The organism is Arthrobacter sp. J156, assembly GCF_056172865.1.
Window position 1 is genome coordinate 1,728,249 of the sequence record NZ_CM149650.1, and the last position, 21,649, is coordinate 1,749,897.

At 74.8% G+C, this 21,649-nt stretch carries 12 protein-coding genes; all 12 read right to left on the reverse strand.

Going from position 1 to position 21,649, the window contains the following annotated elements; all coding sequences use genetic code 11:
- Positions 1–3: 3 nt before the first annotated feature.
- The 12 genes from AC0QR5_RS07890 to AC0QR5_RS07945 all read right to left on the reverse strand — a co-directional run bounded on the left by AC0QR5_RS07890 (position 4) and on the right by AC0QR5_RS07945 (position 21,560).
- Positions 4–1,809 (reverse strand): glycoside hydrolase family 3 N-terminal domain-containing protein, encoded by a 1,806-nt coding sequence (locus AC0QR5_RS07890; RefSeq protein WP_329860469.1) that lies wholly within the window; start codon positions 1,807–1,809, stop codon positions 4–6.
- Positions 1,806–2,882 carry a tRNA (adenosine(37)-N6)-threonylcarbamoyltransferase complex transferase subunit TsaD gene (tsaD, locus tag AC0QR5_RS07895; RefSeq protein ID WP_329860470.1) on the reverse strand — a complete coding sequence of 359 codons (1,077 nt, stop codon included), beginning with the start codon at positions 2,880–2,882 and terminating at the stop codon, positions 1,806–1,808. The genes AC0QR5_RS07890 and tsaD overlap by 4 nt, the downstream gene beginning before the upstream one ends.
- A 171-nt stretch (positions 2,883–3,053) precedes the next feature.
- Complete coding sequence (locus AC0QR5_RS07900) at positions 3,054–7,904, reverse strand: NPCBM/NEW2 domain-containing protein (protein ID WP_329860472.1); 4,851 nt, start codon at positions 7,902–7,904, stop codon at positions 3,054–3,056.
- A 357-nt stretch (positions 7,905–8,261) separates the two neighbouring features.
- Positions 8,262–9,467, reverse strand: coding sequence for a glycosyltransferase family 4 protein (locus AC0QR5_RS07905; protein ID WP_329860474.1), 1,206 nt, complete (start codon positions 9,465–9,467; stop codon positions 8,262–8,264).
- The gene (locus AC0QR5_RS07910) at positions 9,464–9,664 is read right to left on the reverse strand and encodes a hypothetical protein (RefSeq protein WP_329860475.1); all 201 of its coding nucleotides are present in this window, start codon (positions 9,662–9,664) and stop codon (positions 9,464–9,466) included. The genes AC0QR5_RS07905 and AC0QR5_RS07910 overlap by 4 nt, the downstream gene beginning before the upstream one ends.
- On the reverse strand, positions 9,646–10,047 hold the full coding sequence (locus AC0QR5_RS07915; protein ID WP_329860476.1) for a hypothetical protein: 402 nt from the start codon (positions 10,045–10,047) through the stop codon (positions 9,646–9,648). Before AC0QR5_RS07915 ends, AC0QR5_RS07910 begins: the two co-directional genes overlap by 19 nt.
- 5 nt (positions 10,048–10,052) lie before the next feature.
- Entirely contained in the window at positions 10,053–12,299 is a 2,247-nt protein-coding gene (locus AC0QR5_RS07920; RefSeq protein WP_329860477.1) for a hypothetical protein, read from the reverse strand.
- The gene (locus tag AC0QR5_RS07925; RefSeq protein WP_329860478.1) at positions 12,296–13,588 is read right to left on the reverse strand and encodes a polysaccharide biosynthesis protein; all 1,293 of its coding nucleotides are present in this window, start codon (positions 13,586–13,588) and stop codon (positions 12,296–12,298) included. The genes AC0QR5_RS07920 and AC0QR5_RS07925 overlap by 4 nt, the downstream gene beginning before the upstream one ends.
- A complete protein-coding gene (locus tag AC0QR5_RS07930) occupies positions 13,581–14,576 on the reverse strand; it encodes a glycosyltransferase family 2 protein (protein WP_329860480.1) in 996 nt (331 codons plus the stop codon). Before AC0QR5_RS07930 ends, AC0QR5_RS07925 begins: the two co-directional genes overlap by 8 nt.
- On the reverse strand, positions 14,573–15,463 hold the full coding sequence (locus tag AC0QR5_RS07935) for a glycosyltransferase family 2 protein (protein WP_329860481.1): 891 nt from the start codon (positions 15,461–15,463) through the stop codon (positions 14,573–14,575). Before AC0QR5_RS07935 ends, AC0QR5_RS07930 begins: the two co-directional genes overlap by 4 nt.
- A gap of 710 nt (positions 15,464–16,173) precedes the next feature.
- A complete protein-coding gene (locus tag AC0QR5_RS07940) occupies positions 16,174–18,846 on the reverse strand; it encodes a LuxR C-terminal-related transcriptional regulator (protein WP_329860482.1) in 2,673 nt (890 codons plus the stop codon).
- On the reverse strand, positions 18,843–21,560 hold the full coding sequence (locus AC0QR5_RS07945) for a helix-turn-helix transcriptional regulator (protein WP_329860484.1): 2,718 nt from the start codon (positions 21,558–21,560) through the stop codon (positions 18,843–18,845). Before AC0QR5_RS07945 ends, AC0QR5_RS07940 begins: the two co-directional genes overlap by 4 nt.
- Positions 21,561–21,649 lie beyond the last annotated feature (89 nt).

The following is a 21,649-nucleotide window of genomic DNA, read 5'->3' on the forward strand; positions in this document are numbered from 1 at the left end:
GGCTCACGGGCACGTGCTGTGGCCGAGCGGGTGGTCCCCGACGGCGACGGGCAGCGTGCCCGGGGCCGCCGCCCCACCGGTGAGGACCTCGACGAGCGCGGTGAAGGACTCCGGCGAGCGGCCGAAGAGGGCGATCTCCGCGGTGCGCCCGGTGGAGCGCGCGAGGCCCCACGGCGCGTCGAGCGCGACGACGACGTCGCCGTTGCCGGTGCTCGATCCCGCGCCGAGGAGCGTGACGACATCGCCCGCCCCGAGGCGCAGACCGGCCTCGCGGGCCGCGGCGGCGAGGCGGTCGCGGTCCTCCGCCCGGCCGCCGACGATCTGGATCGCCTCGCCGACCAAGGGAGCCCCGCACTCCCCCTCGACCTGTGTCACCGCGGCGCGGGCGGCTTCGAGGGCGACGGCGTGGGCCGTCCGGGAGGCCGGCGCCGCGGACGACGCACCGGAGGAATCCCCGGCCGCCGAGCCTTCGGCGCCGGCGTCCCCCGCGAGCCGCTCCTGCCACATCATGAGCGCGACGACGCGTACGGCGGCCTCGTCGAGCCGCGCCTCGTCGAGCTCCCCGGATTCGACGGCGTCGACGACGGCGGCGTGGGCCCGCCGGGAGTCGGAGGGCATGAGCAACAGGTCGGCACCCGCGGCGAGCGCCCCGACGGCCGCCGTCCCCCCGGGCGCGGACTGCTCCACGGCGCCCATGTTCAGGGCATCGGTCACGATGACGCCCTCGAAGCCGAGTCCGCGCAGGGCCTCGTAGTTGGCGGCGGACAAGGACGACGGCACGCCGGGGTCGAGGTCCGCGACGGCGATGTGCCCCATCATGACCATCGGCGCCCCGGCCTCGGCCGCGCGGGCGAACGGCACCCAGTCGCGGGCGGCGAGCTCCTCCGCCGTGGCGTCCTGGACGGGCAGGCCCACATGGGAATCGGTGGTCACGGAGCCGTGCCCCGGAAAGTGCTTGACGGCGGGCAGCACGCCCGCGGACAGGGCGCCCTCGACGGCGGCCACGGCGTGTTCGGCGACCGTGTGCGCGTCGGAGGAGAAGGACCGCGCGCCGATCACGGGGTCGGCGGGTCCGATCGTCACGTCGGCGTCGGGCGAGAAGTTCATCGTGAATCCGAGCGCTGCGAGCTCGGCGTCCATCGCGGCCTGCGCGCGGCCGGTCAGCGCCGGGTCGCCCGCGGCGCCGAAGGCCATGGGCGTCGGCCACTCGGCGAGCGGGGCCTTGAGCCGGGCGACGAGGCCGCCTTCCTGGTCCACGCCGACGATCCCGGGCCAGTCCCGGCCGGTGGTCAGCACGTCCTGGAATGCGGCGATGGTCTCGGCGAGCTCGTCCGTGTCGACGCCGCTCGCGCCTCCTTCGGCCCCTTCACCGGCCGCGCCGCCTCCCGCTGCACCGCCCGCGGAGAGGGGCACGTTGTCGCCCATGATGATGACGCCTCCGAGGTGGAGCTCGGCGGCGCGCTCGAGCTCTGCGGCCGGGTCCACGCCGGAGTAGAACCCCACGATGACCTGCCCGGCCTTCTCCTCCAGGCTCATGGCCGCCACGGCGTTGCCTGCCGCCTCGACGTCGTCCTCGAGCGGTCCCCAGCTCGTCCTCGCGGGTTCGGGCGGGGCGGTGGAGGACGACGCCGGGGCCGGACTCGAGCCGTCCGGTTCCGGGACCGCTGGCGTGCAGGAGGCGAGGAGTGCCACCGCGGCGACGGCCGCCGTCAGCCGGAGGATCGCGGGAGGCGTCCTCCGCGCCGGCGGCCGGCCGGAGCGAGGTGGGGTGTCGGCGCGCGGCATCGCGGGGGTGGAGGGGCGGTTCACGAAGCGGCCAGGCTGATCCGCTGGACGGGCTGGCCGGAATCGCTCGCGAAGCCGAGCCCGCTGGGGGCCACTCCGTCGGCGACGAGCCGGGCCGCGAGGGCGGCGACCATGGCCCCGTTGTCCGTGCAGAGGCTGGGCTTGGGGATGCGCAGGGCGATTCCCGCCGACGCGCAGCGGTCCGCAAGGAGCTCCCGGAGCCGGGAGTTCGCGGCCACTCCCCCGCCGAGCAGGAGGTTCTCCAGGCCGTGCTCCCTGCACGCGGTGACGGCCTTGGAGGTGACCACGTCCACGACGGCCTCCTGGAAGCTCGCGGCGATGTCCGCCGTCGGAATCTCCAGCCCGCGGACCTCGTACTGCTCGACGCAGCGGGACACGGCGGTCTTCAGGCCGGAGAAGGAAAAGTCGTAGCGGTGCTTGCCGGGCGCCTCCGGCGTGCCGACGAACTTGGGGAGCGTGAGCCCGCGCGGGAAGCGGATGGCCTTGCCGTTCCCCTCCTTGGCGAGCCGGTCGATCACCGGGCCGCCCGGATAGCCGAGACCCAGCAGGCGGGCGACCTTGTCGTAGGCCTCGCCGGCAGCGTCGTCGATCGTCGCCCCGAGGAGCTCGACGTCGCTCGTGAGGCTGTTGATCTTGAGGATCTCGGTGTGGCCGCCGGAGACGAGCAGGGCCCCGAGCCTGGGGGGCAGTTCGCCGCCGTCGAGCACGCCGACGCCGACGTGGGCGACGAGGTGGTTGATCGCGTAGAGCGGCTTGCCGGTGGCCAGGGCGAGGGCCTTGGCGGCGGCGACGCCGACCATGAGCGCGCCGGACAGGCCGGGGCCGGAGGTGACGGCCAGGGCGTCGACCTCCTCGAGCGTGACCCCTGCGGTGCGCAGGGCCTCGCTGAGCGTGGGGATGATCGCGTCGAGGTGCGCGCGCGAGGCGATCTCCGGGATGACTCCGCCGAAGCGCACGTGCTGGTCCATCGACGAACTGACCGTGTTCGCGAGCAGCTCCGTCCCGCGGACGATGCCGACGCCGGTCTCGTCGCAGGAGGATTCGATGCCTAGGACCAAGGGAGCTGCGGACGTCATGGTTTCAAGTCTAGGGCGCCGCGACAACGCCGGAATTCCTCGTCGGCGACACGGCGGTGTGGAAGGTTGCCCAGTTCCCGGACCAGCGGCCCGGCGTGTCGGTGGGACACGCCGGGCCACATCGGCCTAGGCCATGGAGAACCGGGAAGGTCTTCGCGCGGCCCGTCGCGCCTACGGTGTCTGGCGCAGGACGGCCACGTCGCCGGAGTGCCAGTTCGCCGTCAGCAGCTCCAGCACCCCGTCCGCGTCCAGGTCCGCGGCGTGGACCGCGAAGGGCGTGAGCCCGACCGGCGCGCTGAGCGGTTCGGCGTAGCCGCCCGAGCCGGTGCCGAACAGCACGGTCAGGCTCGTCGGCGTCGACCCGTTGGGGTAGTTGCCGTGGGTGTTGGCGGTGACGATGTCCAGCACCCCGTCCCCGTCCAGGTCGGCGACGGCCGCGGCCTTCGGGTGCGGTCCGACGTCGTGGAACACCGTGTCCGCGAAGGTCCCGTCCGCGCGGCCCGCCAGGATGCCGACGACGTTGCCGATCTCCGCCGTGACCAGTAGGTCCGGAATCCCGTCGCCCGTGAGCTCGACGAGCTGCAGGTTGTGCGGACCCAGCCCCGACCAATACTCGACGGGGGCCGCGAAGCCTCCTTCCCCATCGTTCAACAGGACGGTCACCCGGTTGGATCCGTAGGCCGCCACCGCCAGGTCCAACTGCCCGTCCTGGTTGAAATCGGACGAGACGAGCGAGTGTCCCGCGTTGCCCGCCGGGAAGAACGCCGGCTCGCCGAGCTCCCCGTCGCCGAGACCCGGCAGGAGCGCCGCGTCGTCGCCGCCCCAGCAGGCCACGGCCACGTCCAGCACGCCGTCCCCGTCGAAGTCGGCGACCTCTACCTCGTGCGGGCGCAGGCAGGCCGCGTACGTGACGGCCTCCGCGAACGTGCCGTCCCCGGCACCGAGGAACACCGCGACGTCGTCGCCGACGGTCGAGTCCTGGTTGGCCGTGACGAGGTCCAGCGTCCCGTTACCGTCGAGGTCCACGACCGCGGCGTACTTCGGGAAGCTGCCGGGTCCCGTCGAGTAGCGGGTCGGGGCCGCGAACGTCCCGTCCCCGTTGCCGCGGGCGACCGCCACCGCGTCGAGTCCGGCGACCGCCGCCACGACGTCGAGGACGCCGTCGCCGTCGAGGTCCGCCGTTGTCACCGAGTGCGTGTTCGCACCCGTCGCCACCGGCGCCAAGGTCTCGACGGACCAACCGGGGTCGCCCGGCTCGGTCGGATCAGTGGGATCGGTCGGGTCCGTCGGGTCCGTCGGGTCCGTCGGATCAGTGGGATCCGTCGGGTCAGTGGGATCGGTCGGGTCGGTCGGGTCGGTCGGGTCGGTCGGGTCCGTGGGATCCGTCGGATCGGTCGGGTCGGTCGGGTCGGTCGGGTCCGTGGGATCCGTCGGATCGGTCGGATCGACGGCGCCGCACTCGACGCGTGCGCTGCCCCATGAGGCGTGGTCCCACCAGTCGTTGTCGCCCGCATTGGTGACCTCGAGCGTCAGCCGGTCGACGCCGGTGAAGTCCACCGACAGCGCCACTCCGTCGTCCGAACCGGTCAACACCCCGGTCTCCTCCAGCAGCTCCCCGTCGCCGAGAACCCGGAAGACCACCGAGCCGTTGGAACCGACCTCGTCGTCCACCCCGACCACGGCGGAGAACACCGCGCATTGGCCGCCCAGGAGCACCGAGACCGAACTCGCCGCATGCACTCCCAGACCACGCTCGAAGACCGTCCCGCCAATACTGATCGGCAAGCCGTCACCTGAACCGTCCTCGCCGTTGGACTGGTCCAGCTCCACCGGACCATAGCCGTTGGACACGTCGATCAGCTCCAGCTCGGAGACCCACGCCGACTCCGTCGGCTCGCCCGGGTCGGTCGGATCCGTCGGATCCGTCGGATCAGTGGGATCCGTGGGATCCGTCGGATCCGTCGGATCCCCCGCATCCAGCGCGATCGAGTCGAACTGCGCCGCCGCCGGCGGATACCCGCCGTGCGAGGAGAGCGCGAAGCCCACGAACTGGCCGGGCACCGGGGCCCAGTCGAAGGTGTCGAACGGCGTCCAGGAAGCTCCGTCGTCGGACAGGGACGCCGTCACGGTGCCGCCGCTTCGCTCCAGGCGCAGCCATCCGGCGTCGTACTCCTGCGTGCTGCCGACGACGGACGTCGGCGCGCCGGCCTCGGCGCGGCGCTGGAGCATCGCCAGCCCGCCGCCGGTCGCGACGAACGCGGCGTTCGCGGCGTCCGCCCCGAGCCCGTTGCGCAGCATGATCCCGGCCTTCGCCCAGTCGTCGTGGACGTCGAGCGAGGCCACGCGCCCTGTGAGGGAGAAGTCGCCCTCGGCCGGGGCGTAGACGTAGCGGAACTGGTCGCCCGTTCCCCAGATGTCCGTGCCGCCGACACCGAGCGAAAGCACCGCGCCGTCGAACGCCGCGGCACCCGGGTCATAGGGCGTGCCGACGGCCCGCGTCTGCCAGGGATCCGGCATCCCGATCGGCGAGCCCACGCTGTACTCGAGGGCGGCGGTCGCCTGCGCCCCCAGCGAATCGGTGACGACGGCGGTCACCGTCCGCTCCCCGGGGCTCGTGAAGTCGTGGACCAGCTCCAGGCCGGTCCCCAGCGGTTCCCCGTCCTCGAGCCACGTCACCGTCAGGGCGTCGTTCTCCGGATCCGCGACGGTCGCGGTCAGCCGGGCCGTCAGCGGCGCGGGGCCGCTGAGCGCGCCCTGGGCCTGCACCGAGATGGTCGGGGGCAGGTTCTCGTAGACGGCCGTGAAGCTGCGCGGATCGGTCCCCGCGGTGAAGTTCCGCGACCTGGACTCGACCCCGTCGCTCCAGCCCGTGAACGTCCGGCGGGCCTGGATCGGCGCCACGGACAGCGTCTGCTCGGAGGCACGCACGGGCCGGATCACGGCCGGGCCGTGGACCTGCAGGCCCTCGTCCTCGTAGCTGACCGCGAGTCCCTCGGGCTGGGTGTGGACCTCGTACTCCAGCCGGTCCGGGTGCGCAGCGCGACACGCCACGTCCTCGAGCCCGCTCGGCCCGCGGACGGTCAGGCAGATCTCGTACCAGGTCTCGTCCCCATGCTCGTCGACCTCCACGGAGCCCGTGCTGATGCCCGGCTGCTCCGGGTCCTCGGCCCACGTCGGGGTCACGTAGTGCATGTGGGTGTTGTGCCAGAGCCGGACCTCCCAGCGGTGCTCGGAGACCGGGATCGCTTCGCCGGCCGCCTGCCCGCCGCCGCTGAACACCAGGTCGTCTCCGACCTGGTAGACCTCGGGCGCGAGCGAGGCGACCTCGGCCATCGGCGGATCCGTGCCGGCGCTGACGATCACCTCGGAGGTGTGGCTGAGCTGCTCGGGGCTGTCGTCCGTCACCGTGAGCCGCGCGGTGTGCACGCCGGATTCGGTGTAGACGTGCGTCGGCGAGTCCTCGGTGCTGGCGGGGCTGCCGTCGCCGAAGTCCCAGCTGTAGCTGAGCGAGTCGCCGTCCGGGTCGTAGGATTGCGCGCCATTGAACTCGACCGTGAGCGGCACGGTCCCGCTCGTCCGGTCAGCGGTGGCGATCGCCGTGGGCGGGAAGTTGCCCGCTCCGACGTACCGGATGCGCCGCACCTCGCCGCCGCTCGAGGAGTACTTGACCCAGTAGATGTTGGAGTCGGGCCCGGTGAGCAGCTGCACGGGTCCGGATCCGGTCGAGGCGGCGAGCCCGAACGTGCCGACCTCGGAGACCGCCCCGCCCTCGTCGAAGTGCACGGCGCGGATCCAGCGGCGGTCGTAGTCGGTGATGAACAAGGCGCCGTAGTACTCGGCCGGGTAGTAGGACCCCTCGTAGAAGGTGCCCGCGTTGGCGGAGGCGCCACCGGCGGAATGGTCGTAGCTGTAGCGCGGGGCGGTCACGGCGTCGACGCCCTGGGCGTAGACGGCCGCGCAGCCGGCCGCGGTGGCCTGGCTCGTGGCGTACGTGCCCTGCTGCAGGCTGACCGTGTTGGCGCCCTCGGTGCCGGAAGCGGCGCCGCCCTCGTAGCAGGGCCAGCCGAAGTTGGCGCCCTTGCCCGTGTTGATCTCCTCCCAGGTCCCCCAGCCGACGTCGCCGACCCACGGCGCGCCGCTGCCCGGGTGGATGGCCACCCGGAACGGGTTGCGCAGGCCGTAGGACCAGACCTTCGATCGGTTGGATCCGGGGTCGGCGGGATCGTAGAAGGGGTTGTCCGGCAGGCCGTCGCCGGTCGCGGGGTCGATCCGCAGGACCTTGCCGGAGAGCGAGTCGAGGTCCTGGGTCAGCAGGGCGCGGGGGTCGATCGAGTTGTAGTTCGCGCCGTCGCCGTTGGTGAGGAACATGCTGCCGTCGGGCGCGAACGCCACGGAGCCGATCGTGTGCGAGTTCTCGTCGGAGGCCAGGCAGTCGCGGATCGGTTCCCCGGCGAGGGTCCCGCCGGTCATGCAGGAGACGAACGCGTCGTCGCGGCCGTCGTTCTCGTTGCCGATATTCTCGCGGATGCTGTTGGTGCCGGCGAGCACGACGCCGGAGCCCGGCACGGCGCGCAGGTATCCGTGGGCGGGGTCGGCGGTGAAGCGCTCGAGGCGGGAGACGCGGCCGGCTACGGGCCAGCCCTGGTCCGGGTTCACGCCGGGCGGGTCGTAGGTGTACAGAAGGTACACGTACGGTTCGGCGGGGAACTCGGGGTGGACCGCGAGCCCCAAGAGCCCGCGGTCGTCGTTGTCGTGGACGATGTCGGAGAGGTTGATGAACGGCTCGGCGAGCAGCCCGCCGTCCTCGACGACGCGCACGATCCCCGACTTCAGCGCGACGAACATCCCGCCCTCGGGCGTGAACGCGACGGCCGTCGGGTACGGCAGCCCGCCGACGACCTGCTCGTCGATGAAGCCCGGCGGCAGCCCCGTGAGGCTCGCGTGGCTCGGCGGCGCCGCGGGCAGTGCGACGAGGATCGAGCCGACGAGCGCGAGCACGGCCGCAGCGACGACGGAACGCACGCCCCGGCGTCGGAATCCCGGCCGGCCGGTCGTCTGCTTCCGGCGACCGGGTGCGTCGGCCGCCCGCTTCCCGCGACCGGATGCGCCCGGCCCCGCTTCCGCGCCCGCCGCACGGCGCGCCAACCCAGCGCGCCCCACCTCAGCGGCGCGCCCCCGCACGCCCCGTTCCGGCGGCCCGCTCCCGTTGCCGCGTTGCTCGTTCCACGTCTCCTGGCCCATGTCCCTTTGCCTCCTTGCGAGTACACCGGGGGCTCCCCCCACCAGCGTGTGATCCGTTGTGTCCTCGGCGCCGCGGCGCCGTCTGTTGTGGCGCCGCGGCGCCCGTTGGCCGCGGCTTCCAGGCGCCGCGGTCCGCGCCTAGGGCGCGGTGATGCCCGCCGCCCTCCTCCGTCCGCTCGCCTTGCCGCGGGCGGCGATGCCGTAGGCGGCGGCAAGGGATTCGACGATGGCCCCGGGGGCCGTGGTCCGCTGGACCCAGGCCGCCGCGGCGCGGGCGCGGGCGCGTCCGGCGGCCGGGTCGGCGAGGGCCGCGGAGAGGGTGCGCGCGGCGTCGTCGGGCTCGTTGGGGAGCACGCAGACGCCGGCGGCTCCGTCGGCTCCGAGCGTCGGGGCGACCTCGGGCGAGACGGCGCAGGGGACGCCCGCGCGCATCGCCTCGAGGACGGCGACGGACATCCCCTCCCAGCGCGACGGCTGGAGGTAGAGGTCGGCCCCGGCGAGCGCGCGGTCCTTCTCCTCCCCCGTGACGACTCCGGCGAAGTCGAGGTTCGGCGGGGCGGCGTCGATGAGGCGCCGGGCGCCGTCGGGGTCGTTCTTGTCGAAGGTCCCGTGGACGGTGAAGTCGATCCCGGGCAGCCGGGCGGCGAGCTCGGCGATCCGGTCCAGCCCCTTCTGGTGGACGTCGTACCGGGCGAGCGTCAGGACGCGGGGACGCGGTACGACGCCGGGGCCCCCGCCCGTGCCCGGGGCCGCCGGGATGCCGTCCCCGGCCGGGGCGACGACGCCGGACGGGTGGGGCGCGGCGCCCGGGTCGCCGGTGCCGCCGATGCCGCCGGTCCAGCGCGGCACGTCGGCCGGGTCGCCGGCGAGCAGGTTCGCGACGATGCGGGTCCCGGCGCGCGGCGCGGCGGCGAGCACGTCGTCGCGTTCCTGGCCGCTGAGGCACACCACGGCGCGGGCCCGGCGCAGCATGGGCGCGTCCACGAGCCGGATCCACCACGCCTTGCGCACGGCCTGGCGGCGGCGCGCCGCCGCGGCGAGGCCGGAATGCGGTGAAACGACGTAGGGCACGGCGTGCGCCCGGCACCACAGGGCCAGCAGGGCGTGCGCGGGCCGGTAGACGGAGTGGAAGTGCACGGCGTCGGGAGCGAAGCGGGCCAGTTCCCGCTTGGCGCGGAACAGCGGCGGCGGCTCGCCGGCATCGGACTCCGCCCACGCGGGTCCGAGGACCAGGACGGTGGCACCGCGCCTCTCCTGTTCGGCGGCCAGGGTCGCGACGACGGCGCCGATCCCATCCGCGGCGGACGCGGAGCCGCCGAGGTTCACGTGCGCGATCCGGCTCATGCGCTCACCACCACGAAGCGGGCGGCGATCAGCACGATCGCCAGCAGCACGGCCAGGCTCGCCGCGATCCGCAGCGGCCACAGGGCGCGCTGGATCGGGCTGTTGGGGAGCCCGGCGATCGAGGCGCCCACGAGGAGCGGGAGCGAGGCCAGGCACAGCAGCAGTGCCGCGGGACTGGTCAGGAACGCGTAGTCCATTGCTTCACCTCCATCACGGCCCACATCAGGGCAACGGCCGCGGTCAGGATGCCGGCGATCGCCTGCGGGGAGTAGTCCCCGGTGAGCACCAGGAGCTGGCTGACCACGATGACGGCGGAGATTCCGCCGCCGGCGGCGACGGCGATCCGCAGGGCGCCCTCGTGGTTCCAGAAGCCGGAGGCGACCATGGCCACCCCGGCGCCGAAGAGCATGAACGGGGCGATGACGCCCGACGCCCACGCGCCCGTGGCCCCGGAGGCCAGGAGCGCCACGGCGCCGAGGCCCCACGCCAGCACGAGCGCCAGGAGCGCGCGCCGCACGGCGAACGGCGAGCGCCGGGGTGGCGGTGCGACGGCCGGTGGCTGTTCCCTGGTGTCCTGCATGGCTCTCACTCTCCTGATTCCGGCTGGAAGCGGTAAGCGGCCCCGGCCCCGTTGGAGCAGACCAGGGTGTAGCGCGGGTCGGCGGCGAGCGCGGCATTCAGCGTCTCGCCCCAGTCGGCGGGCGCGCCGAGGGCTCGCTCCGCGTAGACGAGCTGCGGTTCGCTGACGATCACGTAGCCGCCTCCGTCGGCCTCCATGAGCTGCCAGCCGATGCCGTCGGGGTCGGTCACGTCGAACGACATCTCGTTGACGGTGAGGTGGTAGTGCCGGGCGACGTCGCGGAACTGCCAGGCCAGGTGCGGGCTGACGGCGAGGATCGCGGTGCCGGCCGGGGCGGAGCGGTAGAGGCACTCGCCGAGCGCCACCTCCTCGGGCGTGACCCGTTCGAACGACTCGTTGCCGTACTTGGCCACGAGGAACAGGGGCGAGGCGAGGGCCGCGGCAAGCACCACGGCGACGCCGGCCTTCCACCCCAGGCGCAGCGCGGGCGCGAACGCCTGGGCGAGAAGGATCGCGACGAACGGCGTGGCGTAGAGGAAGACGCGCAGCATGACCTCGCCTCCATAGTCCTGCAGGAGCACGAGCGCGGCGGGCGCGGCGGCGAGGAGCGGGACGGTGAGGTCGAGCCCCCGGGCGGCGCGCACCGCCCGCGCGAATCCGGCGAACGCGCCGACGCCGAGCAGGCCGACGTAGAGCATGCGCAGGTCCAGGACCCGGGCGTGCTCTTCGGAGACCTGCGGCTTGGGCGCGACGGTGTTCTGGAACACGGCGCCGGGGTCGCCGACCTGCCCGAAGACGTCGTCGAGATGGGAGATCCAGTAGTCGATCGCGCCCCACGAGGTCCACAGCAGGGCGGTGAGGCCGACGAGGACAGGCAGGAGGACCGAGCGCAGGCGGCGCGCCATCCAGAGGGCGCCGAGCTGCATGGCGAGCACGAACGGCGTGAGCTGGTGGCTCGCGGCGAGCGCGGCGGCGAGCAGGGTGATGAGCAGCACGGCGGCGGTCTGGGTGCCGACGGGGACCTTGGCGCTGCCGGGCACGACGCCGGGGCCGCGCCCGGGTGCCGTCGCCGCCGCGAGCGCGGCGCCGGGTCCGGACCCGGCCGGCACGGCTTCACGGGTGCCCGCGGCGGCGGGCGCCCCGGGGTCGGCGGGGGCCGACGTCCCGGGCCCCTGGGCAACGGAACGTGCGGCGACGGCCTCGACAGCAGGTGCGACGGCAGGTGGGACGGCGGCGGCGGGCGGGGCGTCCGGCGTCGTACTCCGGGCCCCGGAGCCGCGGCGGAGGCGGGCGGGCCAGCGCAGGACCTTGGGCGGGCCCGTGAGGAAGCCGAGGACGAGCGCGAGCAGGGTCAGCGAGATGAGGATCGCGGAGGCCTGCGGGGCGAAGTAGTCCTGCCCCACCCAGTTGGCGAAGCCGAAGAGCGCGACGGCGAGCCAGGCCGTGCGCCACGAGGCGCAGAGCCGGCGGGCGATCACGAGCAGGGGCGCCAGGTAGAGGACCTGGAAGAACACGGGAGCCCACCGCAGCACGGGCTCCGGCACGCCGTCGGCGCTGCCGGAGAGGACCGCGGCCGCGGCGGTGAAGAACCCGGGCCAGCTGAAGCGCGCGCCGAGCTGCGGCTCCACGTCGAGGTTGACCATGACGGACTCGGTGTAGCCGGCGTGCAGCCACGCGGTCGGGAAGCGCGCCCACCCCTCCAGCAGCGGCGTGGTGCCGTGCAGGACGGCGGCCAGGACGGCGGTGTTCAGCCCCAGCAGGAGCGGGTGCTCGCGCGCTTGGTGCAGGAGGACGACGACGGCGGCCGTGGACGCCGCGACGGCCACGTAGAACGTGGCGGGGACGGCATGGATGATGCCGAGCGGCAGCGGCCCCTCGGCGGGGTTCGCGGCCGCGACCGCCACGTGGCAGACGGCGACAATCAGGGCCGTGAGGCTCGCCCACGCGGCGGCGGGTGGGACGGGGGTGCGCGCGGGGCGGGGCGGGGTCGTCTGCCCGGGCGACGCCGGGCCGGACGACTGAGGACCGGACGAACCCGGGCCGGGCGAACCCGGGCCGGACGCGGTCGCGGGGCCGGGCGACGACGCCGGGCCGGACGGCGCGGTGGCCGGGGAGGCCGCGCGGCGCCCCCGCTTCCCGCCCGCTCCGCGGGAGGCCGGCATGTCCTTCCCCGTCCGCTTCTTGGCGCCCTTGACGGGCGCGGCGACCCTGCGGTCGGCCGTGCCGTCGAAGGCCAGTGCTCCGTTGCTCATCGAGTGCTCCCCCCGGTCTCGCGTGTGAAGTAGGCGGCGGCGGCCGTGGCGGCCTGGGCGACGAGCCAGGCGGCGGCCATGCCGGTGACCCCGTGCGCGGGCACGAGGACGGCGGCCGCGCACAGCAGCGCCGCCAGGTGGACGGCCTCGACGCCGGACGCGGCCCCCGCGCGCCGGCGGGCCCGCAGCAGGGCCAGCGTGAGGACGGTGTAGCAGCGGGCCAGGCTCGCGAGCACCATGAGGCGCAGGGCCGTGGCCCCGTCCGCCGCGTACTCGGCGCCGAAGAACCCCAGGATGAACTCGGCGAGCAGCAGCGTGCCGGCCACGCCGAGGGCGACGAGCGCGAACGCGCGGCGGCCGATCATCCCGGCGAGGCGGCGTGCCGAGCGCGGGTCGCGCGCGGCCTCGGAGGCGAGCGGGACGCCGGCGTTGTGGGCCAGGGTGTCGAGCATGACCACGAGGAGCCAGACGACGGCGAAGATCCCCGCCGCGTGCGCGCCGGCCCAGGACAGGATGAGGAACGGCAGCAGCGTCGTGGACAGCTGCAGGCAGACGAATCCGAGGTAGTCGACGCCGATGAAGCGCCGGTCCAGGCCGCTCGGCGCCCCGGCCGAGGAGGCGGCAGGCAAGGGCGCGCCCCCCTCGCGCGTCCGGCCCAGGAGCAGCCAGGCGGCGACGGGCAGGACGAGCAGGATGGGCAGGAACGTCGCGAGGACGATCGAGGCGCCGCCGAGCGCGGCGGCGGTCAGCACGAGGGCCGCGATCTTCAGCAGCCCGTACGCGGTGTTCAGGACGGGCACGGCCATAAAGCCGCGCAGGCCCACGAGAAGCCCGTCCTTGAGCGCGAACAGCGTCCATCCGAGCGCGCAGGCCAGGATCAACGGCCCGCCGACGACGAGCTCGTCGCCGAGGTCCGTCACGGTCCACAACAGCAGGGCGCCGCTGCCGACGACGGCGGTCGCGCCGGCTGCGAGCCCGGTGAGCTCGAGGGACAGGCGGCGGCGGCGCGTGCTCCCTGCGAGCAGGACGCCGGCGGTCTGGTAGAGGTTCAGCTGGCCGAGGTTGGCCACGGTCGTGATGGTCGCGACCGTGGCCATGCCGAGTCCGACGTGGGCCACGGGCAGCAGGCGCGCGGCGAGGACCCAGAACACCAGGCCGAGCGCTGCGCCGGCGATGCTGTTCAGGGTGAGGGCGAGTCCGCCCCGCAGGACCGGGGAGCTCCATTCGCTCGTCCGGACGGCGACGTGGCGGCCCCCCCGGCCACGTTGCGCCGTCACGGTCTCAGGCATGGACCGGCTCCTTCCCGTCCTGGACGACGTCGGTCCCCTTCCGGGCGGTCCCGCTCGCGTAGCCGAAGACGGTCGCGGCGAGGCCGAGCACGATCGCCCCGGCGCGCAGTGCCCGGGCGGGCCGGCGCTCGGCGAGGGATTCGACGACGGCGCGGAGCATCCCGGTGGGCAGGGTCTTGAGCGCGTGGGTGCGTTCGCTCGAGAGGCCCGGGCCCCCGCCGTCGCCGATCCTCCTGGCGAGGACGGCCTTGCTGACGCCCTCCCAGTAGCAGCGGCGGAGGAAGTAGCCGAGGTGCTGGCGGTCCTTCGGGACGCGGTGGTGGACGACGGCGGTGCGGGCCAGGACGACGCGTCGGTCCGGCTCGCGCGCGGCGATCCGCAGGGACAGGTCGGTCTCCTCGCAGCCCACGGGCTTGTCCCCGATGCGCCCGAGCGTGCTGGAGAAGCCGCCCGCGGCGCGCACGCTGGGGGCCCGGAAGGCCATGGCGGCGCCGATGGGGTTGCGGATCGGCTGCCGGTCGCCGGGCAGGCCCCGGTAGCTGCAGCCCACGACCCAGTAGAACTCCTCCGGGAACCAGGCCGGTTCCACTCCGCCGTCCCAGGCGGGCAGCACGTAGCCGCCCACTCCGACGACGTCCGGGTCGACGAGCGGTTCCGTCATCTCGCGGAGCCACTCGGGGTCCGCCGAGGCGTCGTCGTCGAGGAACAGGACGGTGTCCCCCAAGGCCACCGACATGCCCGTGTTGCGCGCGCCGGAGAGTCCCTGCTCGGCGAGATTCGCGACGACGGTGGCGTGGGAGAACGTCCGCTGGGCCCGTTCCAGGAGGGCTTCGTTGTGGTCGATGACCACCACGACCTCCTCCGGGGCGACGCTCTGCCGCCCGAGCGAGGCCACGGCCTTGCAGAGGTCGTCCCAGCGTCGCTCCGTGAAGGCGCAGACGACGACGCTGACCCGCTGGGGTGCAGGCGCGGCGTCGGGGCGCCTCACGAGGCCCGCCGTGCGGCGGCGCCGGACTCGGCGGCGCGCTGGAGGGCCCCGGCAGCGCTGTCGGCGATGCGCCGGCCGACGGAGACGAGGTCCGGGTGGACCTCGTGCACGCCGGGGATGCTCAGGACGGGCACGGGCGCGGTCTCCGGGATCCGGGAGATGGTCTGCGGCGCGACGCCCTCCGTGATGAGGGTGCGCAGGCAGCGCGCGCCGTCCTTGAAGGTGTTCAGGTTGCTTTCGCCGTTGAGCCGGTCGGCCTCGAAGCTCGGGACCTCCGAGATCTGCAGGCCCGCCTTCGCGGCGCGAATGGCCATGAGCGTCTCGATCTCGAACCCGTCGCCCCAGACCCGGCCCAGCCCGGGGTCGAAGGGGTCGGGAAAGCGCATGAGGTCCAGGACCGAGCGGCGCAGCGCGACGTATCCGTAGCAGAGGTCGGTGAAGCGGGTCCCGCACATGACGTTGGCCAAGCCGTTGAGGACCTGGTTGCCCGCGTAGCGCAGGGGCGTGATGTCGGTGCTGCCGCCCTCGCGCATAAAGCGGCTGCCGCGCACATAGTGGGCGCCGCCGTCGAGGGCATCGACGAAGCGCGGGATCTCACGGGGTTCCATGGAGCCGTCGGCGTCGATCGCGACGATCCGGTCCCCCGAGGCGGAGTAGAAGCCGGCGACCATGGCGTTGCCCTTGCCGCGGCGGGTCTGGAAGACGAACTTGATGTCGTTGCGCACCTCGGCGGCGGCCTCGATGGTGCCGTCGGTCGAGTGGCCGTCGACGATGATGATCTCATCGACCATCTCCGGCAGTCCGGAGAGCACGTGGCCGATGTTGGCGGCCTCGTTGTAGGTCGGGATCACGACGGAGAGGTTCGGCGTGGGTCCGGAAGCATGCATGATTTTCCCCAATGTTTCCTCGGAAGGCGGTCTCGCCAGCTCAGCCGGCAAGCGATGACGCGACCGAGCCTAGGAAGGGGTCCGCGGGGCGGCACGGGTGGACGGATACCCCATTGGCGCGGTGCTCCACGTGGCCGGGGCGCCGGGTTCCGCGGGCCCTACGTGGTCGGTCTGGGGGGACTACTCGAAAGCCGTTCGGGACCACGTGGTTCCGGACGGTTCGCTTCCCGCGCACAGCGGACCCCGCCACCTGCCTGGAACAGGTGCGACGGGGTCCACCGGACGGCCACCCGCGCTTGGGGGGAGTTGGCCGGACAGGACGGCGTCAGGTCCGGCCACACGGGAAGCCCCTTCACGGAAGGCGGACCGAACCGTGGCTTGCCGGTCGCGGTCCGCAAGGCCAGGGGCGTCCGTGCGCGTTGAGTTCCCCTGGCCCGATCATGGCGCCGACCCGGGCCGCGGTGCTCCGCGGTCCCGTGTTCCGGCGTTGACTTGAGACTACGGAGAACGGGGGCCGCGTGAACGCGTGGGGACTACGTAATCCGGGCCGATGTGCACGTGTCCTTCGGGGCCGGCCTACCCGATGCGGCAGGGTTCCGCAGCGTCCCTCCGCGGCCCCGCGCCCCGTGGTCGGCGGTGGCCCTGGCCGGGCCGGAACCCCATGAGCTCCGCCGTCTCAGGGGCGCCGGGGTGTCTGGCGCACCGGCGGGTCAGGGGCGCCAGCGGGCGAGCTCTGAGCGTTCGCTGATGCCCAGTTTGGCGAAGATCCGGTAGACGTGGCCTTCGACGGTGCGGGGCGACAGCACGAGTTCGCGGGCGATCGCCACGTTGCTCATCCCGCGGGCGACGAGGGCGGCAATGCCCTGCTCGCGATCGCTCAGGGCACCGAACCCGGCGGCACGCTCCACGAGTCGGGAATGCGGGCGACCGGCGCGGGACTGCAGCTCCAGGAGGGAGCGCAGCGCGGCCCCGCGGCGGCGCTCCTGGCGCTCCGCGTCGTAGGCGAGCACCGCCTGGGCGTAGCCGAGCGCCGCGAGGTGCGCTTCGCCGACGTCCTGATGGGCATCGGCCGCGGCCGTCATCTCCTCCCCGCGACCGCTGCGGGCGGCGCGGACGAAGCGCAGCATCGCAGCAGGGCGGGGGCCCTGCCCGGCGGAGGCAAGCGCGGCGAGCCGGTCCAGGACGTCGTCGACGGACGCGGCCGGGACCTCGTCGTGGGCGACCGCAGCGAGCAGGATGTTCGCCTCGGCGAGCGGCAGCCGGGCCGCCCGGGCGTCGAGCGCGGCGCGCTCCCAGCCGGCGGGATCCGCAAGGCCGCGCGCCACGGCGAGCTGCCCCGCCGTGGGCGCCTCGTCGACGCGCGGCAGGGCCGATCCGCCCCGGCTGCGGACCGCTCCGACCGCGGCCGCGAGCTCCCGGGCCATGGTCAGAAGCCCGGCCGGATCGCGCTGCTCGAGCTCGGGCACGGCCTCGCTGAGGTGCCCGCGCGCGGCGTCGGCGTCCCCCGAGAGCAACGCGATCAGCCCGCCGAGCGCCGCGATGCTCCCGCCGCGGTGGTGGATCTCCCACGGAGTCGTGCCGTGCCAGGCCTCGAGCACGTCCCGCGCCTGCGCGTACTCCCCGCCGAGCGCCAGGTTCCAGGCCAGGCGGGAGACGAGCTCGGCGTCGCGGCGACGGACCCGCGCTCCCCCGGCCTCGAGCAGCCCGCGCACGAATTCCGCGGCCTCGGTGGTCCTCCCGGCTCCGGACAGGGCATCGGCGAACGCGATCCGCAGCGTCAGGCCGGCCTTGCGTCCCGCGGCCGGGTCCAGGAGGCCGCGCAGCTGGTCGATCTCCTCGGCCGCCAGCCCACGCTCGCGCACGGCCCGCCACCAGCGTGCCGAGGCCATCGAGTAGGCGTCGCGCTCCCAGCCTCCAGCGGCCTCCCCGCCCCAGACGGCGGTGGCGAACCCCGCCATCGTCTCGCGCAGGATCCCGTCGGCGTCGAGCCGTCCCGTGGCCCGGTGCACGGCGCGCAGCCACAACGGCACGGCCTGGCGGGCGGTCCGGGCCGGCGGCCGGATGGACTCGAGGCCGCGCAGGGCCCCGAGCGCGTCGGAGATCCGGCCCGTGGCGAGGTAGGTGCGGGCGCGCAGCAGGGAGGTCGTGCGGCCCGGTTCGCCTCCGTCGACGGCGTGGCACATGGCCAGGGCGTCGTCGTGCTGGTTGAGCGTCAGGGCCTCGCGTGCGCCGGCGAGCAGGGCGTCGACCGGCACTTCCTGGCCGGCATCGAGCGCCCAGGCCGCGCGGCGGTGCGTCCAGTCCTCCTCCGCCCCGCCGGCCTCCTCCCAGCGGGAGCGCCACACCGCGCCGGGGACGGCGGCGCGCAGGCACGCGGCGTAGAGCTCGGCGGGCACGCGCGCGATTCCGTCCTCGACGACGAGCAGGTGCCCTTCCGGGACGGGCCGCCCCGTCGCGGCCCGGACGGCTTCGACCGGAGCCGGGCCTGTGTGGGCGAGGAGCTCGATCGCCTCGCGCTCGCCCTCGGGCAGCGCCCGGTGGATCGCGAGGACGTCCTGGATCAGGGGCGCGTCGGCCTCGGGCAGGGCGCGGGACAGGTACCACGCACGGGCGGGTCCCTGCTCCCCCGCGCTTGCACCCGATCCGGCGTCGGAGCGGTGCAGGATCCCCTGCGAGGCGGCCGCGTCGATGAACGCCCCGACGAGGGCCGGGTTCCCGGCGGTCGCGGCGTGCACGACGCGGGCCGTCGTGGCAGTGACCGCCCCGCCCAGGAGCGACGCGCAAAGACCCGCGACGCCGTCGACGTCGAGCGCTGAGACCGAGAGCGTGGACAGGACCCGCCCCGTGACAAGCGCGTGGAGCGGCGAGCGGGGCTCGGGCGGGGTGTGCCCGACGGCGAGGAGGAACGCGCTGCGGTTGTAGACGAGCTGCGTCAGGACGAACCCGCTCGCCGGGTCCAGGTGCTGGTGGTCCTCGAGCACGATCACGGCCCGTCCCGCGGCCCATCCCGGCCCCCGTGCCGCCGCCGCGCCCCCGGGTGCGGCCCCGGCGTCGTCCTCCGTCCCGCCCAGCGTGTCCCTCGTACCGCCGGACGTCCCCTGGGCGAGAGCGGACTGGAGGCAACGAAGCACTGAGACGGGCTCCGGCTCGCCGGGGACGTCGAGGAACGGGGCCAAGACGGCGTAGTCCATGGCCGCCAGGTGGGGCGAGCAGTGCAGGCGCAGCGCGCTGCCGGAGTGCCCGGTCCAGGTCAGGACCTCCTCGACGAGGGTGGTCTTGCCGGCCCCCGGCGGCCCGACGAGCACCACGCCGTGGTGCTCGTGGCTCGTGAGGAGGCCGGCAAGTTCGGTGGCGATCGGCTGGCGCCAGGAGGGCGAGGTCACGGGCCGCTCCCGAGGACGGATTCGACGGCGGCGAGGGCCAGGAGCTCCTGCCGTCCCGTGAGCCCGAGCTTCGAGTAGGCCTGGTAGAGGTGGCCCTCGACCGTGCGGACCGACACGGAGACCAGGCGGGCGATCTCGGCGTTGCTGTGCCCGGCGAGGACAAGCAGGGCGGTCTCCCGTTCGCGGGCCGTGAGCGCTTCGGCCCACGCGGGGCCGGCGCCGGCGGGGGCCTCCGCCCGGTCGGCGCCCCGGTGCCCGCGGCAGCGGACGGCGGCGCGGGCGACGCGCCGCGCGGAGCCCTCGGAGAGCAGGGGCAGGAGCAGATTGCCGGGTTCCTCGGCGAAGGCCGCGTAGCCGCGGGCCGCGAAACCCTCGAGCGCGGAAGCGATCCGGGCCGGGTCGCGCTCCAGGACGCCGTCGGCGAGCTCCTGGCACGGGCCGGCGAACGCCATGCCGTGACCGCGTGCGGCCTCGCGCAAAGCACGCGCCCGGCCGGCATCGCCCGCGCGGACCGCGTGGGCCAGCGCGAGCAGGGCGACGGCCCGGTTCCCGTGGGCCGCGGCATCGTCGGCCAGCTCGGCGAAGCGGGCCGCGTCGCGGGCCAGCCCCGCCCGGGTCGGCTGCCCGGTGCCGGCCAGGGTCGTGGCGGTCGACGTCGCCGCGAGGTCCAGGAGGCGGGCGAGGTACGACGTCGGACCCCGCCCGGGTTCCGCGGTGGCGGTGCGCGCCGTGGCCGGCTGGGGAACCGGTGGCGCCGGCGGGATCGCGCGTTGCCGGGTGGCGGTGCGTGGCGGAGCCGTCGGGGCCGGCGGGGCAAGCGCCGGCGCTCCCGGGTGCCGGGCGAGGCCGGCGAGCGCCGCGCGGGCCAGCCCGAAGTCGTCGGGCCTCCCGGTGCGGGCGAGCTGCTGGGCGAGGGGTTCGAGCTGCTCGGCGGCTCCGCGCAGGTGGCCGCCGAGGGCGTCGAGCATCCCGCAGATCAGCTCGGCGCGTTCGGCGGAACCGGCGGCGGGCGAACCAGAGCGGGCGAGCGCGGCGGCGGCCTCGCGGCAGCCCGGCCAGTCGCCGTCGGCGAGCCGGACCTCGAGGAGCAGGTGCGCGATGTCCCCGAGCTGTCCGGGGTCGAGCAGGTCCGCCAGGTGCCCGGAGGAGGCGTGGTAGTCGAGCTCGGCTGCCACACGGTCGGCGAGGTCCCGGGCCGCTCCGTTGCGACCCTGCCATGCGAAGGCCGCCGCGCGGATGGCGGTGGCCTCGAGTCGGAGCCCGTCGCCGCCCCACGTAGTGCCGGAGACCGCGGCCCGCGGTGTCGAGGCGGCGTGACCGGACGCGGACGCCCCGACGCCAGCGGGCGCGGGCGCCGGACCCGGGGCGGTTTCCGTGAGGGCCTCGTCCAGCTCTCCGCGGCGGAGCGCGGTCCGGGCCCTCGAGAGGCGGAGCCGTTCGACCACGGCGGGCAGCGCGTACCCTCCCGCCGCAGCGCGGGCGAGCGCGGCGTCGAGAAGGCGCGCCGCACCGGCGTCGTCCCCTACGGCCACCAGGGCGCGCTCCCGGGTCACGACGATGCCGCACCATTCCCGCGTGCCGACGGTGGACGCGGGAGCCGGCTGCGCCAGGCCGGCGTCCTCGAGTGCCTCGAGGGCGGCGGCGGGGCCGCCCGCGTCGATGAGGTCGTTGGCCGCGGCGAGCACGGCCGCTGGACCGACCTGCGGCAGCAGGGCGCCCAGCTCCGCGCGGCGCTCGGGCGCCAGTTCCGCGCGGGCCGCGTCGCCGTCGAGGTGCCGGTCCAGGACCAGATGGCCCGGTGCGGTCGGATCGGGATGGACGAGGCCCTGCGTGCGGAGCCCGTCCACCGACTCGGCGAGACCGAGGCCCGCCAGCCTTCGGGTGGGCAGCCGGCCGTGCAGGGCGAGTAGTTCGAGGACCGTGCGCCGGTCCCCCGTGGCGTCGGCGGGCCAGGGCTCGGGTTCCTCGCCCGTGGCGGTCTCGCCGGCGACGTGGACCCACGTCCCGTCGATGGCGGCCAGGCGGCCGCTCGTGACGAGCTCCTCGACGACGACGGCGAGGCGGCCCGGGCGTCCTGCGCCGGCGCGGTGCAGGGCGCGGACCGCGGCGGAGGTCAGCGGGGCGTCGAGGTGCGCGGCGGCCGCGGAGCGCAGACCGGCGAGGTCCAGAGGCTCGACCCGGATGGCCTCGAGGACGCCGCCGCGGGCGAGCGCCTCGAAGTCAGCGGGGACGTCCGCGAGATGGTCGGCGTTGACGATGAGGCGGATGGCGGCCTGCTGGGCGAGCTGGGCGAGGACGGCCATCGTGTCGACGTCGACGTGCGCGGCGCCGGAGACCACCACCGTCGTGGGTCCGTCCAGGCCGTTGAGGGCCCGGGCGAGCGAGCGGACCAGGTGGTGCCGCGGGGTCAACGGGACCTCCGGCAGGCCGGCCAGGATGAAGGACAGGGTCCCGTACGGGAACGCGGAGGCGAACGGGCTGCCGTGCAGGTGGACCACGTTCCCGGCCCCGCCGCGGCGCTCCATCACCGCGTCGACGACCGCCTGGGCCTCCACGGGATCCGCGTAGAGCACGGCTCCGGCCGGCCGGGGGCCCTTGAGCGCCCGCAGCAGGGCTTCCTCCGCCGGCTCGCGCCGCGGCGGCGCATCGGAAAGCTGGTGGCCGTCGATGCTGCGGACGGCGTCGCCCAACAGGACGGAAGGAAGTACACCCATGATGAAACCCCAAGCCAGGTAGGGTGGCCCCCGCCACCCGGGACGTCCCCAACGGCGTCCCTGCCTTCGAGTGTAGAAAGGCGCTTCCA